This is a genomic window from Streptomyces sp. NPDC045026 (genome assembly GCF_056432625.1).
In genome coordinates this window covers 147456-164635 of sequence record NZ_JBWKIS010000008.1, presented here as the reverse complement: position 1 = coordinate 164635, position 17180 = coordinate 147456, and the positions used below count along the sequence as shown (strand labels likewise).

The window sequence follows — 17180 nt, the reverse complement described above, 5'->3', positions numbered from 1 at the left end:
GACACATGACGACGGCGACCAGCGGTACGGAGCCGAGCCCGACCGAACAGTTCCGCACGGCGAGGGACTTCCTGCTGCGGAACGCGGACGACTACACCACCGCGTACAAGGGCTTCGCCTGGCCGCGACCCGAGCGGTTCAACTGGGCCCTCGACTGGTTCGACGTCATCGCCGACGGCAACGGGAAGACGGCCCTGCACATCGTCGAGGAGGACGGCCGCGAGGGCCGCTTCACCTTCGACGAGCTGCGCCGCCGCTCGAACCGCGTCGCCAACTGGCTGCGCGGCAAAGGCGTCCACGCCGGCGACCGGGTTCTCCTGATGCTCGGCAATCAGGTGGAGCTGTGGGAGATCATGCTCGCCGCGATGAAGCTGCGGGCCGTGGTCATCCCCGCGACGCCGCTTCTCGGCCCCGCCGACCTGCGCGACCGCGTCGACCGCGGCCGGGCCCGGCACGTCATCGTGCGGCCCGCGGACGTCGAGAAGTTCACCGAGGTCCCCGGCGACTTCACCCGAACCGTGGTCGGTGCGAGCGGCACTTCGGAAAGCGGCTGGCTCTCGTACGAGGAAGCCGACGACGCCTCAGAGACCTTCGAGCCCGACGGCTTCACGTCGGCCGAGGACTCGCTCCTCCTGTACTTCACCTCCGGCACGACCGCCCGGCCCAAGCTCGTCGAGCACACCCATGTGTCGTATCCCGTGGGGCACTTGGCGACCATGTTCTGGATCGGGCTGCGCCCCGGGGACGTCCATCTGAACATCTCGTCTCCCGGCTGGGCCAAGCACGCCTGGTCGAACTTCTTCGCGCCGTGGAGCGCGGAGGCGACCGTCTTCCTCTACAACTACACGCGCTTCGACGCGGGCCGGCTCATGGAGGTCATGGAGCGCGCGGGCGTCACGTCCTTCTGCGCTCCACCCACCGTGTGGCGCATGCTCATCCAGGCCGACCTGACACAGCTCGCGACGCCGCCGCGCGCCGTCGTCGCCGCGGGTGAGCCGCTGAACCCCGAGGTCATCGAGCAGGTGCGGCGCGCCTGGGGCGTCACCATCCGGGACGGGTTCGGCCAGACGGAGACCGCCGTGCAGGTTTCCAACAGCCCCGGTCAGGAGCTGAAGACCGGTTCCATGGGGCGTCCCAGTCCCGGCTACAAGGTCGAGCTGCTCGACCCCGTCACCGGCGAACCCGGTGCGCAGGAGGGCGAGATCAGCCTCGATCTGTCCGAACGCCCCGTCGGCCTCATGGTCGGCTACCACGGCGACCCCGAGCGTACGGCCGAGGCGATGACGGGCGGCTACTACCGCACCGGTGACATCGGTTCGCGCGACGCCGACGGCTATCTCACGTACGTCGGCCGCTCGGACGACGTCTTCAAGGCCTCCGACTACAAGATCAGCCCGTTCGAGCTGGAGAGCGCGCTCCTGGAGCACGAGGCGGTCGCCGAGGCGGCGGTCGTGCCCGCCCCCGACGAGCTGCGGCTCGCCGTCCCCAAGGCGTACGTCGTCCTCGCCGAGGGGTACGAGCCCGGAGCCGACACGGCGAAGCTGCTGTTCGAGCACTCGCGGGGCGTCCTCGCGCCGTACAAGCGCGTCCGGCGCCTGGAGTTCGCCGAGCTGCCCAAGACGGTCTCCGGCAAGATCCGCCGCATCGAGCTGCGCGAGCGCACGGCGCAGGGTTCCACGGCCGAGTACCGCGAGGAGGACTTCCGGTGACGAGCGAACCTCTCACGACGATCCAGCCCCCGCCTCTCTCGTACGCGCACGGGACGGACCCGGCGCCGCTGCTGGGCGACACGATCGGCCGCAACCTCGACCGGGCCGTGGCCGCGTACCCCGACCGTGACGCACTGGTCGACGTGCCGTCCGGACGGCGCTGGACCTATGCCCAATTCGGTGCGGAAGTCGACGAGTTGGCCCGCGGGCTGCTGGCGAGGGGCGTACTCAAGGGCGACCGGGTCGGGATCTGGGCGGTCAACTGCCCCGAGTGGGTCCTCGTGCAGTACGCGACCGCGCGCATCGGTGCGGTCATGGTGAACATCAACCCCGCATACCGCGCACACGAGTTGGAGTTCGTGCTCAGGCAGGCGGGCGTCCGCCTCCTCGTCGCCTCGACCGAACACAAGGGCAGCGACTACCGGGCCCTTGTCCGGCAGGTGCGCGAGCGGTGTCCCGAACTGCGCGAGACGGTCTTCATCGGCGAACCCGGATGGGACGCCCTGACGGCGGGCGCGGCTGCGGTGACGGTCGAGCAACTCGATGCGAGACAAGCCGAGTTGAGCTGTGACGACCCGGTCAACATCCAGTACACCTCGGGCACGACGGGCTTCCCGAAGGGGGCCACGCTCTCCCACCACAACATCCTCAACAACGGCTTCTGGGTGGGTGAGACGGTCGGCTACACCGAGCAGGACAGGGTCTGCCTGCCCGTGCCCTTCTACCATTGTTTCGGGATGGTGATGGGAAATCTGGGGGCCACGTCCCACGGTGCCTGCATCGTCATCCCTGCCCCGTCCTTCGACCCCGTCGCCACCCTCCACGCGGTCGAGCGCGAGCGGTGCACGTCGCTGTACGGCGTCCCGACCATGTTCATCGCCGAGCTGAACCTCGCCGACTTCGCGACGTACGACCTGTCGTCGCTGCGGACCGGCATCATGGCGGGCTCGCCGTGCCCCGTCGAGGTCATGAAGCGGGTCGTCGCCGAGATGCACATGGCGGAGGTCTCCATCTGCTACGGCATGACCGAGACCTCGCCCGTCTCCACGCAGACCCGCCGCGACGACGACCTGGAGCGCCGCACCGGCACGGTCGGCCGCGTCCTGCCGCACATCGAGGTGAAGGTCGTCGACCCGGTCAGCGGCGTGACGCTGCCGCGCGGCGAGCCGGGGGAGCTGTGCACGCGCGGTTACAGCGTGATGCTCGGCTACTGGGACGAGCCGGAGAAGACGGCCGAGGTCATCGACCCGGGGCGGTGGATGCACACCGGCGACCTCGCGGTCCTGCGCGAGGACGGGTACGTACAGATCGTCGGCCGCATCAAGGACATGATCATCAGGGGCGGTGAGAACGTCTACCCGCGCGAGATCGAGGAGTTCCTCTACGCCCATCCGAAGATCGCGGACGTCCAGGTCGTGGGCGTGCCCGACGAGCGGTACGGGGAGGAGGTCCTGGCCTGCGTCATCCTCCGCCACCACGATGACACGCTCACCCTGGAGGAACTGCGCGCGTACTGCCACGACCAGCTCGCCCGCTACAAGACGCCGACGCGGCTGCGCATCCTCGACGCGTTCCCGATGACGGTCAGCGGCAAGGTCCGCAAGATCGAGCTGCGGGAGGGGTACGGGGGCGAGGCCGGCTGAGGCGTACGACCTTTTCTACGGGGCCTCATCCGGGCGCGATCAGCCCGGGTGGGGCCCGCCCCATGCCTCCGACCGTCCCGGCAGGGCCTACGCCCCGGCCGCTATCAGTTCGTCGGCCGGGTTGTTGACCGGCTGGGGGACGCCCGCCAGGTCCAGGACGAAGAGGGGGACGTCGAGTTCGTCGGCGCGGGTGCGCGCGTCCTCGTCGTAGCCCGCGAGTGAGAAGTAGACGCAGACCGCCGACTCCGTCATGCCGGTCAGCCACAGGCATTCCACGTCGCGAAGAGTGGCGGGCCGTACCGACGGCTCCACCTGGGCGACGACGCCGCGGGCCGCTAGGCCGATGCCGGACGAAGGGCGCTGGTCGGCGCGGCGGATGTCCCGGTAGCCGAGCCAGCGCAGGTACAGGGCGACGGCGGTCACGGCGTCGCGGGCCGTGCGGATGGCCACCGGCCGGAACGCGGGGCGCGGGACGGGTGCCGTGGGCGGCAGCGGAATGTGGGCGGGGCCCGGTCGTGTGGCGCCGGACGCGTCCTGGTCGTCCGTGGGCGGCTGCGCGGGCCCCGGCCACGTAGCGCCGCCCGTCAGGTCGGAGTCCGGCGACGCGTCGTGGCTCGGCGCCGGGTCGCCATCGACGGGGATCCGCAGCACCGTCCCGCACGCGCAGCCGACCTCGGGGCGCGGCCACCGGTCCCGGCGCCCGCAGGCCCCGCACCGCACGGTCACCCAGTCGTCGAGCCAGGTGCGGTGCGTGACCGACTCCGCGGGTGCCCCGCGCCGCAGCGGTGGTGCGACGGGCGCGCCGCACGAGCACGGGTAGACCGGTGGTGCATACACCTGTTCACGCCGGCAGGCGGGGCACCGCACCGGCACGCTCTGAGCCATGAACCACTCCCGGCATCCGCCCGGGGCTCCGCACCCGGGCTCACGCGATGGCTTCCCGCCCTGGGGGCCTGTCGTCCGGATCGGGACGGACCCGAACGGAAGACCCTCGGCGCCCATCGTCCTCCAAACTCCCCCGCCGCGGCAGGCAGTCGGGCGAGATCCCTCCGGATCCGTCGAGGAGAGGTCGTCTCTTGACGGTCGGGGGACTGCCGCCTACATTGCTTCCATATAGCAGAACCTACTTTCCGCAATGTGGAAATTAGAAGCTGAAGACAGTACGAAGACGACACGGACTCAAAGCTCGCCGCGGGGGCGCGACGGGAGCGCGAATCCGACAGCCGAAGCAGGAGAACTCAATGGCTCGTATGACCGCTGCCAGCGCGGCAGTTGAGATCCTCAAGCGCGAAGGCGTCACGAACGCGTTCGGCGTGCCGGGTGCCGCCATCAACCCCTTCTACAAGTCCCTCAAGGAGGTCGGCGGCATCAGCCACACGCTGGCCCGCCACGTCGAGGGCGCCTCGCACATGGCCGAGGGCTACACCCGTACGAACCCGGGGAACATCGGGGTCTGCATCGGTACGTCGGGCCCGGCCGGCACCGACATGATCACCGGCCTCTACTCGGCCACCGGTGACTCCATCCCGATCCTGTGCATCACGGGTCAGGCGCCCACCCACCTCCTGCACAAGGAGGACTTCCAGGCCGTCGACATCGCCACGATCGCCAAGCCCGTCACCAAGATGGCCGTCACGGTCCTCGAAGCGGCCCAGGTGCCCGGCGTCTTCCAGCAGGCGTTCCACCTGATGCGCTCCGGCCGTCCCGGCCCGGTCCTCATCGACCTGCCGATCGACGTCCAGCAGACCGAGATCGACTTCGACCCGGAGACGTACGAGCCGCTGCCCGTCTACAAGCCGGCCGCGACCCGCGCCCAGATCGAGAAGGCGATCTCCTTCCTCCTGGAGTCCGAGCGCCCGCTGATCGTCGCCGGTGGCGGCATCATCAACGCGGACGCCTCCGACCTCCTGGTCGAGTTCGCCGAGATCACCAACACTCCGGTCGTCCCGACCCTCATGGGCTGGGGCACCATCCCGGACGACCACGACCTGAACGCGGGCATGGTCGGCCAGCAGACCGGCCACCGCTACGGCAACGCCACGTTCCTGGAGTCGGACTTCGTCCTCGGCATCGGCAACCGCTGGGCCAACCGTCACACCGGCTACAAGCTGGACGTGTACCGCGAGGGCCGCAAGTTCGTCCACGTCGACATCGAGCCGACCCAGATCGGCAAGATCTTCGCCCCCGACTACGGGATCGCCTCCGACGCCAAGGCCGCGCTGGAGCTGTTCGTCGAGGTCGCGCGCGAGCTCAAGGCCGCGGGCAAGCTCCCCGACCGTTCCGCGTGGGTCGCCTCCCACCTGGAGCGCAAGGGCACGCTGCACCGCCGCACGCACTTCGACAACGTGCCGATGAAGCCGCAGCGCGTCTACGAGGAGATGAACAAGGCGTTCGGGCCCGACACCCGCTACGTCACCACCATCGGCCTCTCCCAGATCGCCGGCGCGCAGATGCTGCACGTCTACAAGCCGCGCCACTGGATCAACTGCGGCCAGGCGGGCCCGCTCGGCTGGACCATCCCGGCCGCGCTCGGTGTCGCCACCGCCGACCCGGAGACCCAGGTCGTCGCGCTCTCCGGCGACTACGACTTCCAGTTCATGATCGAGGAGCTGGCGGTCGGCGCGCAGCACCGCATCCCGTACGTCCACGTCCTGGTCAACAACGCCTACCTGGGCCTGATCCGCCAGGCGCAGATCGGTCTCGACATCAACTTCCAGGTCAACCTGGAGTTCGAGAACCAGAACTCGCCGGAGCTCGGCGTCTACGGCGTCGACCACGTCAAGGTCGCCGAGGGCCTCGGCTGCAAGGCGATCCGCGTCACCGAGCCCGACCAGCTCCTGCCGGCCTTCGAGGAGGCCAAGAAGCTCGCCGCGCAGTACCGGGTGCCGGTCGTCGTCGAGGCGATCCTGGAGCGCATCACGAACATCTCGATGAGCCCGACGGCCGACATCAGCGCCGTCAAGGAGTTCGAGGAGCTCGCGACCGAGCCCGGTCACGCGCCGACCGCGATCCGGCCCATCACGGCCTGATCAGGCGCCTGCCGGACTGATCAGGGGCGGTCCCACCCGATGCGGGGTGGGGCCGCCCCTTCGGCATGTGCCGGTGAGATACATGGCCCGGTGAGTCACATGACCCCGTGAGTTACACGTGACACCGCGCCGACACCCGCGCGCCGCCCCGTGTTGACCGGCGGGCCGTCCCGGCAGGCGACGATCCCGGTCATGGAACGACGTAGATTCGCCGCGGGCATCGCGGCAGCGGCCGCCGCCCCCGCCCTGCTCGGCGCGGCCCCCGTCCCCTCGCACGGCGACGACCGGCTGCGCCCGGCCATGCGGGCCGCGCTCGGCGACGAACTCGACGACCGGGCCACCGCCCGCGCCGTCGAGCCCCACATCCACGACATCGGCTTCGACTGGCACCCGACGACGGCGCCCCTGGGCCGGATCGACTTCCTCGTCGCGTACGGGTTCGGGAACCGGCCGCCGGCCGGTGGCGGCGACCCCACGAAGGTCATGTACGAGCCGGGACCGGTCAACGAGGAACTGGCGGACACCGTCGCCCGCGTACGCGCCCGCCGTGACGTGCCGGTGTACGCGCAGTGGGAGATCGCCCGCTTCCTGGAGTCCAAGTACCGCATGACCCGGGTGACGTCGATCGAGCCGGTCGTCGCGCCGGACGGCACCATCACGTACCTGAGCACGGACGGGGTCGCCGCGCAGGTCGTGGAGGCCCGCAGGAAGCTGCCGGAGGGCATCGGCACGGCGGGCGTCATCGGCTTCCGCGACCACGTCAAGCGCTGTGTGCAGACCACGAACGACTGCGGCATGAAGGCGTACGCGCCCGCGGGCTTCGAGATGCCCGGCACGTACGACCCCGAGTCGGGCCAGGCCTGGACGCGGCGGCGCGACCTCTATCTCGTGCACGACATGACAGCGCAGTGGACCGTGCTGCGCGAGAAGCTGATTGCACAGGCGGGCAGCGGCACCTCCTGAGCGACGCAGGAACGCCGAAACTCCTGAGCGACGCAGATACGCCGAAACTCCTGAGAACGCAAGAACGCCGAGTACGGGACCGTCCGTACTCGGCGTTCTGTGCTTCCCCCGAAGCTGGCCTCTTCTGAAATGAGCGTCCCCGAAGAGGGCTGTCCCCGAAGGGAGTTGCTGCCGCCCGACGGCAGGCGACTGGCGAAACATGCATGCGTGCCGCCGGGCGGATTCTGTGGTGTGGCCGGTACCGCGGCGGCCTGGGATGAACCCCGGCGGCCGCCTCCCCTCAGGTCGAGCAGGAGCCACCAGGATCTTGACCACCGCACTGGCTCTCAGAGCCGCCGCGGACCGTGCCTGTCCGCCTGGGGCGGACCGCCCGCCCCACTGTGTGACCACCCCTCATCCGGGTCTGCACAGTGGCGCGGGCTTCGCGTCCAGGGCCTGACCTCCCGTCAAACCCCGGACGCAGCTCGGGTACTAGTCCTCGCGCAGGGCGCGGACCGCTTCCTCCACGCGCTTGCCGTACTCGGCGTCCGCGGCGTGGAAGTGAGCCAGGTTCTTCTCGATCACGTCGTCGCGCGAGACCTGCGAGAGGCCGCCGGCGATGTTGGCGATCAGACGGGACTTCTCGTCGTCCGACATCAGGCGGAACAGCTCGCCCGCCTGGAAGAAGTCGTCGTCCTTGGTGTGGGCGGGCGCCTCGTGCGTGCCGGTGTGGCCGGCGACGGCGAGGGGGGCCGACAGCGGGCGGCCGGTCTCGGCGGGCCCGTCGTACGAGTTGGGCTCGTAGTTCTTGCGGTCGCGGCCGTAGGCGTTGGACGCCATCAGGCCGTCGCGGCCGTAGTTGTCGGCGTCGGTCGCCTTGGGCGCGTTCACCGCGAGCTGGGTGTGGTTGACGCCCAGGCGGTAGCGGTGCGCGTCCGCGTAGGCGAACAGGCGGCCCTGGAGCATCTTGTCCGGGGAGGGACCGATGCCGGGCACGAAGTTGTTCGGGGAGAACGCGGCCTGCTCGACCTCGGCGAAGACGTTGTCCGGGTTGCGGTCGAGGACCAGGCGGCCCACGCGCTGCAGCGGGTAGTCCTTGTGCGGCCACACCTTGGTGAGGTCGAACGGGTTGAAGCGGTAGTCGTCCGCCTCGGCAGCGGGCATGAGCTGCACGTACAGGGTCCAGGACGGGTTGACGCCGCGCTCGATGGCCTGGAGCAGGTCCGTCTGGTGCGAGTTGGGGTCCTTGCCCGCGATCTCGGCGCCCTGCTCGCTGGACAGCGAACGGATGCCCTGGTTCGTCTTGAAGTGGTACTTGACGAAGAAGGCCTCACCCTCGGCGTTCGTCCACTGGTAGGTGTGCGAGCCGTAGCCGTTCATGTGGCGGTACGAGGCCGGGATGCCGCGGTCGCCCATCAGCCAGGTGATCTGGTGCGTGGCCTCGGGGGCGTGCGCCCAGAAGTCCCAGACGTTGTCCGCCTCCTGCTTGCCCGTGAAGGGGTCGCGCTTCTGGGAGTGGATGAAGTCGGGGAACTTGATCGGGTCCTTGATGAAGAACACCGGGGTGTTGTTGCCGACGAGGTCGTAGTTGCCCTCTTCGGTGTAGAACTTCAGCGCGAAGCCGCGCGGGTCGCGGACCGCGTCCGCGCCGCCGAGGTTGTCCGCGACGGTGGAGAAGCGGATGAACGTCTCGGTGCGCTTGCCGACCGTGCTGAGGAAGTCGGCGTGGGTGAAGCCGGTGACGTCGTCCGTCACCTCGAAGTAGCCGTACGCGCCGGAACCGCGAGCGTGGACGACACGCTCCGGGATGCGCTCGCGGTTGAAACGAGCGAGCTTCTCGAGGAGGTGCTGGTCCTGGAGGAGAAGCGGGCCACCGACGCCGGCGGTGGCGGAATTCTGGTTGTCGGCGACAGGAGCGCCGGACTCGGTCGTGAGCACACGCTTCGACATGTTGGCGAGGGTGACCTTCCGTACGGAACTGCTGGAACTGGTGACGGTGAACCGGAGCGTAAGAGGCTCTGAACAGCTACGTCAACAGTTTGTTGAAGTTACAGATCAACAATTTGTTGAAGTCAAGGGCATGAAGTTCCGGGCCATGGCGACGCCTGGGCGCGACAGGACAGGTGTCAGCGCCGCCATGGCCCGGAAGACCGGGTGGGTCAGACCTGCTGACCGGAGAGGCGCTCGACGCCGCGCAGCAGCGCGGAGTGGTCGAGGCCACCGTCGCCCTGGGCGCGCAGGGAGGCGACGAGCTGGGCGACCACACCGCCGACGGGCAGGGCGGCGCCCACGTTGCGGGCGGCGTCGGTGACGATGCCCATGTCCTTGTGGTGCAGATCGATCCGGAAGCCGGGCTTGAAGTCCCGGTTCAGGAAGTTGTCCTTCTTGCGGGTCAGGACGGTCGAGCCGGCCAGGCCGCCGTTGAGGACGTCGAGCGCGGCCGTCAGGTCCACGCCGGACTTCTCCAGGAAGACCACGGCCTCGGCGCACGCCTGGATGTTCACGGCGACGATCAGCTGGTTGGCGGCCTTCACGGTCTGACCCGAGCCGTGCGGACCGCACAGCACGATGGTCTTGCCGAGGGCGTCGAGGAGCGGCTTGGCCTCGTCGAAGTCGGCCTGCTCGCCGCCGACCATGATCGACAGAACGGCCTCGATCGCGCCGGCCTCACCACCGGAGACGGGGGCGTCGATGACGCGGATGCCCTTGTCCTTGGCGGCCTTCGCGAGGTCCACGGAGGTCTGCGGGGTGATCGACGACATGTCGACGATCAGGGCGCCGGACTTCGCGTTCTCGAGGATGCCGTTCTCGCCGTAGGCGATGGCCTCGACCTGCGGAGAGGCGGGCACCATCGTGACGATGACGTCGGCGTCCTTGACGGCCTCGGCGATCGAGCCGGCCGCGGTGCCGCCGGCAGCCGCGAGCCGCTCCAGCTTGTCCTGCTCGAGGGTGAAGCCGGTCACAGAGTAACCAGCCTTGATCAGGTTCTCGGACATGGGGGAGCCCATGATGCCGAGTCCGATCCACGCGATCTTGGGGAGGTTGCTCATGAGGGTGCCTCTCTAACTGCGGTCGTACGTAGGTGAGTTGGCGCTGCGTGGAACGCTCAGCGCGCGGCGCGGGCTCCGGCGGGCAGCCAGTCGAAGGCCTCGGCGCTCGGCTTGTCGCCGGGCTTGTACTCCAGGCCGACGTAGCCCTCGTAGCCCGTCTTCGCCAGCTGGTCGAGCAGTTCCTCGAGCGGCAGCGAACCGGTGCCGGGGGCGCCGCGGCCCGGGTTGTCGGCGATCTGCACGTGGCCGGTCTTCGCGGCGTACTGCTCGATCACCGCGGGCAGGTCCTCGCCGTTCATGGACAGGTGGTACAGGTCCATGAGGAACTTGGCGTTGCCGAGGCCCGTGGCGGCGTTCACCTTGTCCACGATCTCGATCGCCTTGGGGGCGCTCACGATCGGGCACAGCGGCGACTCGGGCTTGTTCAGCGCCTCGATGAGGAGGATCGCGCCGACGCGGTCGGCGGCGCGGGCCGCGAGCACCAGGTTCTCCAGGGCGAGCTCGTCCTGGGCGGCCGGGTCCACGCCGTCCACCCGGTTGCCGTACAGCGCGTTGAGCGCCGTGCAGCCGAGGGACTGCGCGAAGTCCGCCGCGATGTCGATGTTCGCGCGGAACTTGTCGCTCTCCTCGCCGGGGATCGACAGGGCGCCGCGGTCGGGGCCCGGCAGCTGTCCGGCGTAGAAGTTCAGCCCCGTGAGCTGGACGCCCGCGTCCTCGATCGCCTTCTTGAGGGCGTCGAGCTCGGACTGCTCAGGGGTGGGGGCGTCGACCCAGGGCCACCACAGCTCGACCGCGGTGAAGCCCGCCGCGGCCGCGGCCGCGGGGCGCTCCAGGAGCGGGAGTTCCGTGAAGAGGATCGACAGGTTGACGTTGAAGCGCTGGTCTGCGAATCCCATGGGGGTCGGCGCTCCCTTCCGTATCGAGATCCGTACGGCACTCGGTGTCGAGTTCCGTATAGCGGAAGTTCGTTTCTGCTTGATGGAAGACTGCCGGGGATGCTTCGCTCTTGTCAAGAGGGGCTGCCGGAAAAACAGGTCTCGGCAGTAGGTTGACCCCGTGCGATTGAGAGTGGAGTTCACGACCGAGCCCTTCGACCTGGACGAGGCGCCGCCCCACGCGGTCGTCGCCCGCAGCGTCATCCAGAAGGCCGAACTGGACGCGGTGGATGTAGGGCCGTTCGGCAACACCGCGGAGGGGGACGCGGGTGCCGTGCTCGGGGCGGTGGACGCGTTGCTGCGCCAGGCCCTGGAGGCCGGCGCCACCCGCGTCTCGCTCCAGGTCAATGTGATCGGGGAGGGCGATAAGTGACCGCAACAGGAGACGTCCCCTTCGTCAGCGCGGTGAAGCCGCTGGTGGACGCCATGGGGGGCGAGATGCTGCCGCCGCAGGAGGCGGGCAAGGACGATGTCGTCCTGCATTGGGAGGGCCGCGAGGTCATCGCCGTACGGCTGCCCCAGCTGGCCGACTCCCTGGATCACATCCTGCTGGCCATGGAGCGCGGGCGGGGCATGCCCCTGTCGGCCCTCGACCGCAAGGCCAAGCAGGAGGTCGTACGGATCCTGGAAGCACGCGGTGCCTTCTCCGTGCGGCACGGTGTGGAGACGGTCGCGGGCGCCCTCGGGGTGAGTCGTTTTACCGTCTACAACTACCTGAACAGGGAAAACGCGGCCAAGGGGGAGTAGGTGGCCTTCTAACACGCCAAGGTGTCGAACCAGCCGCCGTCCGGATACCGGGCGGCGGTTTTTGTAACTCCGAGTTTTCAACAAAGTGTTGACGTGGTGTTTCGGAGGGCGTTAGCTATCCGCAGCCCGTCCAGCACCAAGGCCACGGAGGCTTCCCGTGACTTCACGTCCGATGCCGGGGCTTTCCCGGTTCAACACCCTTGAGGAGAAGGCGGCCGGTGCCGCGCTCCACGAGGTGTGTGCCAGCTCGGCGTGGGGGATCAAGCTCCTCGCCCAGCGCCCCTTCGCCACCACGGAGGAACTCTTCGCAGCGAGCGACGCCGCCATGGCCGAGCTCGGCGCGGAGGATCTCGCCGAGGCGATGGCGGGGCACCCCCCGATCGGCCGCCCGAAGCCGGGTGACCCGACCTCGTCCCGCGAGCAGCGGGGCATGGCCGGCGCCTCGGAGGAGCTCAAGGCCGAGATGCTCGAACTGAACCTGGCATACCAGGACCGGTTCGGTCATGTCTTCCTGATCTGCGCCACCGGGGCGACCGGCGAGCAGATGCGCGACGCGATGAAGGCCAGGATCGGTAACGACGCCGGCACGGAGCGCGAGATCGTGCGCGCCGAACTGGGGAAGATCAACCGTATCCGCCTGACCCGCCTCGCCGAAGAAGACGTAGAACTGGAACTGGAAACAGAAGAGGACAAGGACTGATGAGCACCGCGACCACCGCGTCGGTGTCGACACACATTCTCGACACCAGCATCGGACGCCCCGCCGAGGGCGTCGCCATCTCGCTCGCCGCCCGCTCGGGCAGCGACGCCGAGTGGGTGGCGCTCGGCGGCTCCGCGACCGACGCGGACGGGCGCTGCAAGGACCTGCCGGCGCTGCCGGAGGGCACCACCCATGTACGTCTCGACTTCGCGGTCGAGACGTACTTCGAAAAGAACCAAGCCGAGGCGCAGCAGGACGCCCCCCGCGTAAGGGACAGCGGTGCGTTCTTCCCGGAGGTGGCGATCACTTTCGCCGTCAAGCCGGGCGAGCACTATCACGTACCGCTGCTGCTCAACCCGTTCGGCTACTCCGTTTACCGAGGGAGCTAGCAGACATGCCCACGATTCTCGGCCAGAACCAGTACGGCAAAGCAGAGAACCGCGTCGTCAAGATCACGCGGGACGGCGACACCCACCACATCAAGGACCTGAACGTCTCGGTCGCCCTCTCCGGCGACCTCGACGACGTCCACTACAACGGCTCGAACGCCAACTGCCTTCCGACGGACACCACGAAGAACACCTGCTTCGCGTTCGCCAAGGAATACGGCATCGAGTCGGCCGAGCAGTACGGCATCCACCTCGCCCGGCACTTCGTGGACAGCCAGCCGTCCATCCACAGCGCGCGCATCCGCATCGAGGAGTACTCCTGGGAGCGCATCGCCGGCTCCGACGGCAACTCCAAGTTCATCGGTGCCGACGAGGTCAAGCACTCCTGGGTCCGTAAGGGCCAGGAGACGCGCCTCGCGCAGATCACGTACGACGGCGAGAACTTCGAAGTCCTGTCCGGGCTCAAGGACTTGACCGTGATGAACTCCACGAACTCCGAGTTCTGGGGCTACATCAAGGACAAGTACACGACGCTCAAGGAGGACTACGACCGCATCCTCGCCACGTCCCTGTCGACGTGGTGGCGGCACAACTGGACCTCCGACGAGCAGCGCATGCCGCAGTGGGAGAAGTCCTACGAGCAGTCCAAGAAGCACATCCTCCAGGCGTTCGTGGAGACGTACTCGCTCTCGCTCCAGCAGACGCTGTACCAAATGGGTTCGCGGGTCATCAACAACCGCAGCGAGATCGACGAGATCCGCTTCTCCGCGCCCAACAAGCACCACTTCCGCCAGGACCTCTCCCCGTTCGGCCTGTCGAACGAGGCCAAGGACGGCGCCGTGTACTACGCGGCCGACCGCCCCTACGGCCTGATCGAGGCCACCATCCTGCGCGACGGCTGCAAGCCGCACATCCCGGTCGACATGACCAACCTCTGACGCGGGGCGCGCACCCCCTGCTCGCCCGAAGCCGGGCGGGGGGTGCGCCACACCGGAGGGAACAGCAATGGCAACGCCTGCAAAGGGGCCGGCAGAAGGCCCGTGTTCCACCCCACCGGCAGGACCTGAGGTCCATCCGGTGGACGAAAAGCTCCACCCCTCGCGGCTCGTCCCCGCGGCACTCCAGCACATCGCCGCGATGTACGCGGGCGTGGTCACGCCCCCGCTCATCATCGGCCAGGCCGTCCGCCTCGACACGGCGGGCCAGACCCGGCTCATAGCCGCCAGCCTGCTCATCGCGGGCGTGGCCACCCTCCTGCAGACCCTCGGCGTCAAGGGCCTCATCGGCAACCGGCTGCCGTTCGTCAACGCCGCCTCCTCGGCCGGCATCGCGCCGATGCTCGCCATCGCCGAGACCAACGCCCGGGGCGACCAACTCCCCGCCATCTACGGTGCGGTGATGGTCGCCGGCGTCTTCTGTCTCGCGATCGGCCCCTTCTTCGGCAAGCTCCTGCGCTTCTTCCCGCCGCTCGTCACGGGCGTCGTCATCACCCTCATCGGGGTGACCCTGATGCCCGTCCCGGTCGCCTGGGCGCAGGGCGGCGACAAGACCGCTGTCGACTTCGGCGACATGAAGTACCTGGCACTCGCCGCCTTCACGCTTGTCGTCATCCTGGTGATCCAGCGCTTCGGCCGCGGCTTCGTCAAGCAAGTCGCCCTGCTGCTGGGCCTGTTGATCGGAACCCTGGCCGCGATCCCGTTCGGCATGGCGGACTTCGGCGCCCTCAGGTCGGCGCCCGTCGCCGCGCTGCCCACGCCCTTCGCGTTCGGCACGCCCGAGTTCCAGCCCGCCGCGATCATCTCGCTCTGCCTGGTGATGCTCGTCCTGATGACGGAGTCCAGCGCCGGAATGCTCGCCATCGGCGAGATCTGCGACCGCGAGACCAGCGGCAGGACCATCACCCGCGGCCTGCGCACCGACGGCCTCGCCACGCTCCTCGGCCCCGTCTTCGGCGGCTTCCCCACCTCGGCCTTCGCCCAGAACGTCGGCGTCGTCTCGCTGACCAAGGTGCGCAGTCGCTACGTGGTGGCCGCCGCCGGCGGCGCGCTCCTGGTTCTCGGCGCCTTCCCGGTGCTCGGCGCGGTGGTCTCCACGGTGCCGATGCCCGTCCTCGGCGGCGCGGGCATCGTCCTCTTCGGCTCCATCGCCGTCAGCGGCATCCGCACGCTGTCGGAGGCCGGCCTCGACGACAGCTCGAACATCATCCTTGTCGCCGTCTCGCTCGGCGCGGGCATCATCCCGCTCGCCGCGCCCACCTTCTACGCCGAATTCCCGGCCTGGGCACAGACCGTGCTCGGCTCCGGCATCAGCGCGGGTGCTCTGGTGGCCGTATCGCTGAACCTGTTCTTCCACCATCTCGGCACCCGCGGCCGCGCCTCTGCCGCCGCGGCACTCAAGTCCTCCTAGGGTCCTGCCGTGCCCACTCGCCTCGCCACTCACCATGAAGGAAGCACCATGGCACCTTCGGCAGCCCCTTCCCGCATCGTCATCGAGAACGCGGCCATCGCGACCGTCGACGCCGACGACACCGAGTACGCCTCGGGCTACGTGGTCGTCGCCGACAACAAGATCGAGTCCATCGGCGCCGGCCAGGCACCCGAGGGCCTCGAGAACGTCGTACGCCGCGTCGACGGCACCGGCCACCTCGTCACGCCCGGCCTGATCAACACGCACCACCACTTCTACCAGTGGATCACCCGGGGCCTGGCCACGGACCACAACCTGTTCAACTGGCTGGTCGCGCTGTACCCGACGTGGGCGCGCATCGACGAGCAGATGGCCCGCGTCGCCGCGCAGGGCTCCCTCGCGATGATGGCCCGCGGCGGTGTGACCACCGCGATGGACCACCACTACGTGTATCCGAAGGGCTCCGGCGACCTGTCCGGTGCCATCATCGGCGCGGCCTGCGACATGGGTGTCCGCTTCACGCTGGCCCGCGGTTCCATGGACCGCAGCGAGAAGGACGGCGGCCTGCCCCCGGACTTCGCGGTCGAGACCCTGGAGGGCGCGCTCGCCGCCACCGAGGAGACCGTCAAGAAGCACCACGACGCCTCCTTCGGCGCGATGACCCAGGTGGCCGTCGCCCCCTGCTCACCGTTCTCCGTCTCCACCGAACTCATGAAGCAGGGCGCCGAGTTGGCGCGCCGCCTCGGGGTACGCCTGCACACCCACGGCAGCGAGACGGTCGAGGAGGAGAAGTTCTGCCACGAGCTCTTCGGCATGGGCCCGACCGACTACTTCGAGTCGACGGGCTGGCTCGGCGAGGACGTGTGGATGGCGCACTGCGTCCACATGAACGACTCCGACATCGCCGCCTTCGCCCGTACGGGCACGGGTGTCGCGCACTGTCCGTCGTCCAACGCCCGCCTGGCGGCGGGCATCGCCCGCGTCCCGGACATGCTCAAGGCCGGCGTCCCGGTCGGCCTCGGTGTCGACGGCACCGCGTCCAACGAGTCCGGCGAGCTGCACACCGAGCTGCGCAACGCGCTCCTCATCAACCGTCTCGGTGTCCACCGCGAGGCCGCCCTGAACGCCCGCCAGGCGCTGAGGCTCGGCACCGCCGGCGGCGCCCGGGTCCTGGGCCGCGCCGCCGAGATCGGCTCGCTGGAGGCGGGCAAGCTCGCCGACCTGGTCCTGTGGAAGATCGACGGCATCGGGCACTCCTCGATCGCCGACCCGGTCACCGCCATCGTCTTCGGCGCGGCGGCCCCGGTCACCCTCTCCCTCGTCAACGGAAAGCCGGTCGTCGAGGACGGACGCCTGCTGCACGCCGACGAGGACGCCATCGCCCGCGATGCGCGTCAGGAGGCACAGCGTCTCGCGCGGATCACCGCCGAGGCCTGACAACCCTAGAACTCCGGTCGGGGGGGACGGCCCCCGACCGGACTTGAGCTGCCGAGCGGGCTGCTCAAGTGCCGCCCCGGATCGTGGCCCAACACTTCACGTCTCCGGGGCGGTCAGCACCACCTACTACCTGGGCGCAGTACCCACAACCGAATACAGGCAAGTCCTTGCACGTCGCACCACCTCCCAGAAG

At 69.1% G+C, this 17180-nt stretch carries 15 protein-coding genes; 11 read left to right on the top strand and 4 right to left on the bottom strand.

All coding sequences use genetic code 11. The features are described 5' to 3' along the window. Positions 1-5: 5 nt before the first annotated feature. Positions 6-1709, top strand: a complete 1704-nt coding sequence (locus AC07EJ_RS19695) for an AMP-binding protein (protein WP_389482059.1) — start codon at positions 6-8, stop codon at positions 1707-1709. Positions 1710-1729: 20 nt separating this feature from the next. Beyond that, positions 1730-3352, top strand: a complete 1623-nt coding sequence (locus tag AC07EJ_RS19690; protein ID WP_478884662.1) for an AMP-binding protein — start codon at positions 1730-1732, stop codon at positions 3350-3352. An 87-nt stretch (positions 3353-3439) separates the two neighbouring features. Here the strand turns inward: AC07EJ_RS19690 and AC07EJ_RS19685 are convergent, their stop codons facing one another. Next, complete coding sequence (locus tag AC07EJ_RS19685; protein ID WP_389482056.1) at positions 3440-4237, bottom strand: hypothetical protein; 798 nt, start codon at positions 4235-4237, stop codon at positions 3440-3442. A 356-nt stretch (positions 4238-4593) separates the two neighbouring features. On the opposite strand from AC07EJ_RS19685, the gene gcl reads away from it, so the two are divergent. Continuing rightward, positions 4594-6381 carry a glyoxylate carboligase gene (gene gcl / locus AC07EJ_RS19680; RefSeq protein ID WP_389482054.1) on the top strand — a complete coding sequence of 596 codons (1788 nt, stop codon included), beginning with the start codon at positions 4594-4596 and terminating at the stop codon, positions 6379-6381. Between the two features lie 192 nt (positions 6382-6573). Further along, positions 6574-7344, top strand: coding sequence for a hypothetical protein (locus AC07EJ_RS19675; protein WP_478884610.1), 771 nt, complete (start codon positions 6574-6576; stop codon positions 7342-7344). Positions 7345-7815: 471 nt separating this feature from the next. Here AC07EJ_RS19675 and AC07EJ_RS19670 read toward each other — a convergent pair whose 3' ends face one another. The 3 genes from AC07EJ_RS19670 to AC07EJ_RS19660 form a co-directional block, all read right to left on the bottom strand. Next, entirely contained in the window at positions 7816-9273 is a 1458-nt protein-coding gene (locus AC07EJ_RS19670) for a catalase (RefSeq protein WP_389482049.1), read from the bottom strand. A gap of 209 nt (positions 9274-9482) precedes the next feature. Further along, positions 9483-10373: a 2-hydroxy-3-oxopropionate reductase gene (locus AC07EJ_RS19665; protein ID WP_100591420.1), complete on the bottom strand. Its 891-nt coding sequence runs from the start codon at positions 10371-10373 to the stop codon at positions 9483-9485. A gap of 56 nt (positions 10374-10429) precedes the next feature. Beyond that, positions 10430-11269 (bottom strand): TIM barrel protein, encoded by an 840-nt coding sequence (locus tag AC07EJ_RS19660; protein WP_393582861.1) that lies wholly within the window; start codon positions 11267-11269, stop codon positions 10430-10432. A 160-nt stretch (positions 11270-11429) separates the two neighbouring features. Here AC07EJ_RS19660 and AC07EJ_RS19655 point away from each other — a divergent pair, with 160 nt between their 5' ends. The 7 genes from AC07EJ_RS19655 to AC07EJ_RS19625 all read left to right on the top strand — a co-directional run bounded on the left by AC07EJ_RS19655 (position 11430) and on the right by AC07EJ_RS19625 (position 16987). Then, positions 11430-11681 carry a YkoF family thiamine-binding protein gene (locus AC07EJ_RS19655; protein ID WP_362898919.1) on the top strand — a complete coding sequence of 84 codons (252 nt, stop codon included), beginning with the start codon at positions 11430-11432 and terminating at the stop codon, positions 11679-11681. Then, positions 11678-12055: a helix-turn-helix domain-containing protein gene (locus AC07EJ_RS19650; RefSeq protein ID WP_389482044.1), complete on the top strand. Its 378-nt coding sequence runs from the start codon at positions 11678-11680 to the stop codon at positions 12053-12055. The genes AC07EJ_RS19655 and AC07EJ_RS19650 overlap by 4 nt, the downstream gene beginning before the upstream one ends. A gap of 157 nt (positions 12056-12212) precedes the next feature. Continuing rightward, positions 12213-12755: a 2-oxo-4-hydroxy-4-carboxy-5-ureidoimidazoline decarboxylase gene (gene uraD, locus AC07EJ_RS19645; protein ID WP_389482042.1), complete on the top strand. Its 543-nt coding sequence runs from the start codon at positions 12213-12215 to the stop codon at positions 12753-12755. Continuing rightward, positions 12755-13144, top strand: a complete 390-nt coding sequence (uraH, locus tag AC07EJ_RS19640) for a hydroxyisourate hydrolase (protein ID WP_389482040.1) — start codon at positions 12755-12757, stop codon at positions 13142-13144. Before uraD ends, uraH begins: the two co-directional genes overlap by 1 nt. Positions 13145-13149: 5 nt before the next feature. After that, positions 13150-14082 (top strand): factor-independent urate hydroxylase, encoded by a 933-nt coding sequence (gene pucL, locus AC07EJ_RS19635; RefSeq protein ID WP_389482039.1) that lies wholly within the window; start codon positions 13150-13152, stop codon positions 14080-14082. A gap of 67 nt (positions 14083-14149) precedes the next feature. Next, positions 14150-15550 carry a nucleobase:cation symporter-2 family protein gene (locus AC07EJ_RS19630; RefSeq protein WP_389482037.1) on the top strand — a complete coding sequence of 467 codons (1401 nt, stop codon included), beginning with the start codon at positions 14150-14152 and terminating at the stop codon, positions 15548-15550. Positions 15551-15598: 48 nt separating this feature from the next. Beyond that, positions 15599-16987 carry an 8-oxoguanine deaminase gene (locus AC07EJ_RS19625; protein ID WP_389482035.1) on the top strand — a complete coding sequence of 463 codons (1389 nt, stop codon included), beginning with the start codon at positions 15599-15601 and terminating at the stop codon, positions 16985-16987. Positions 16988-17180: the final 193 nt, after the last annotated feature.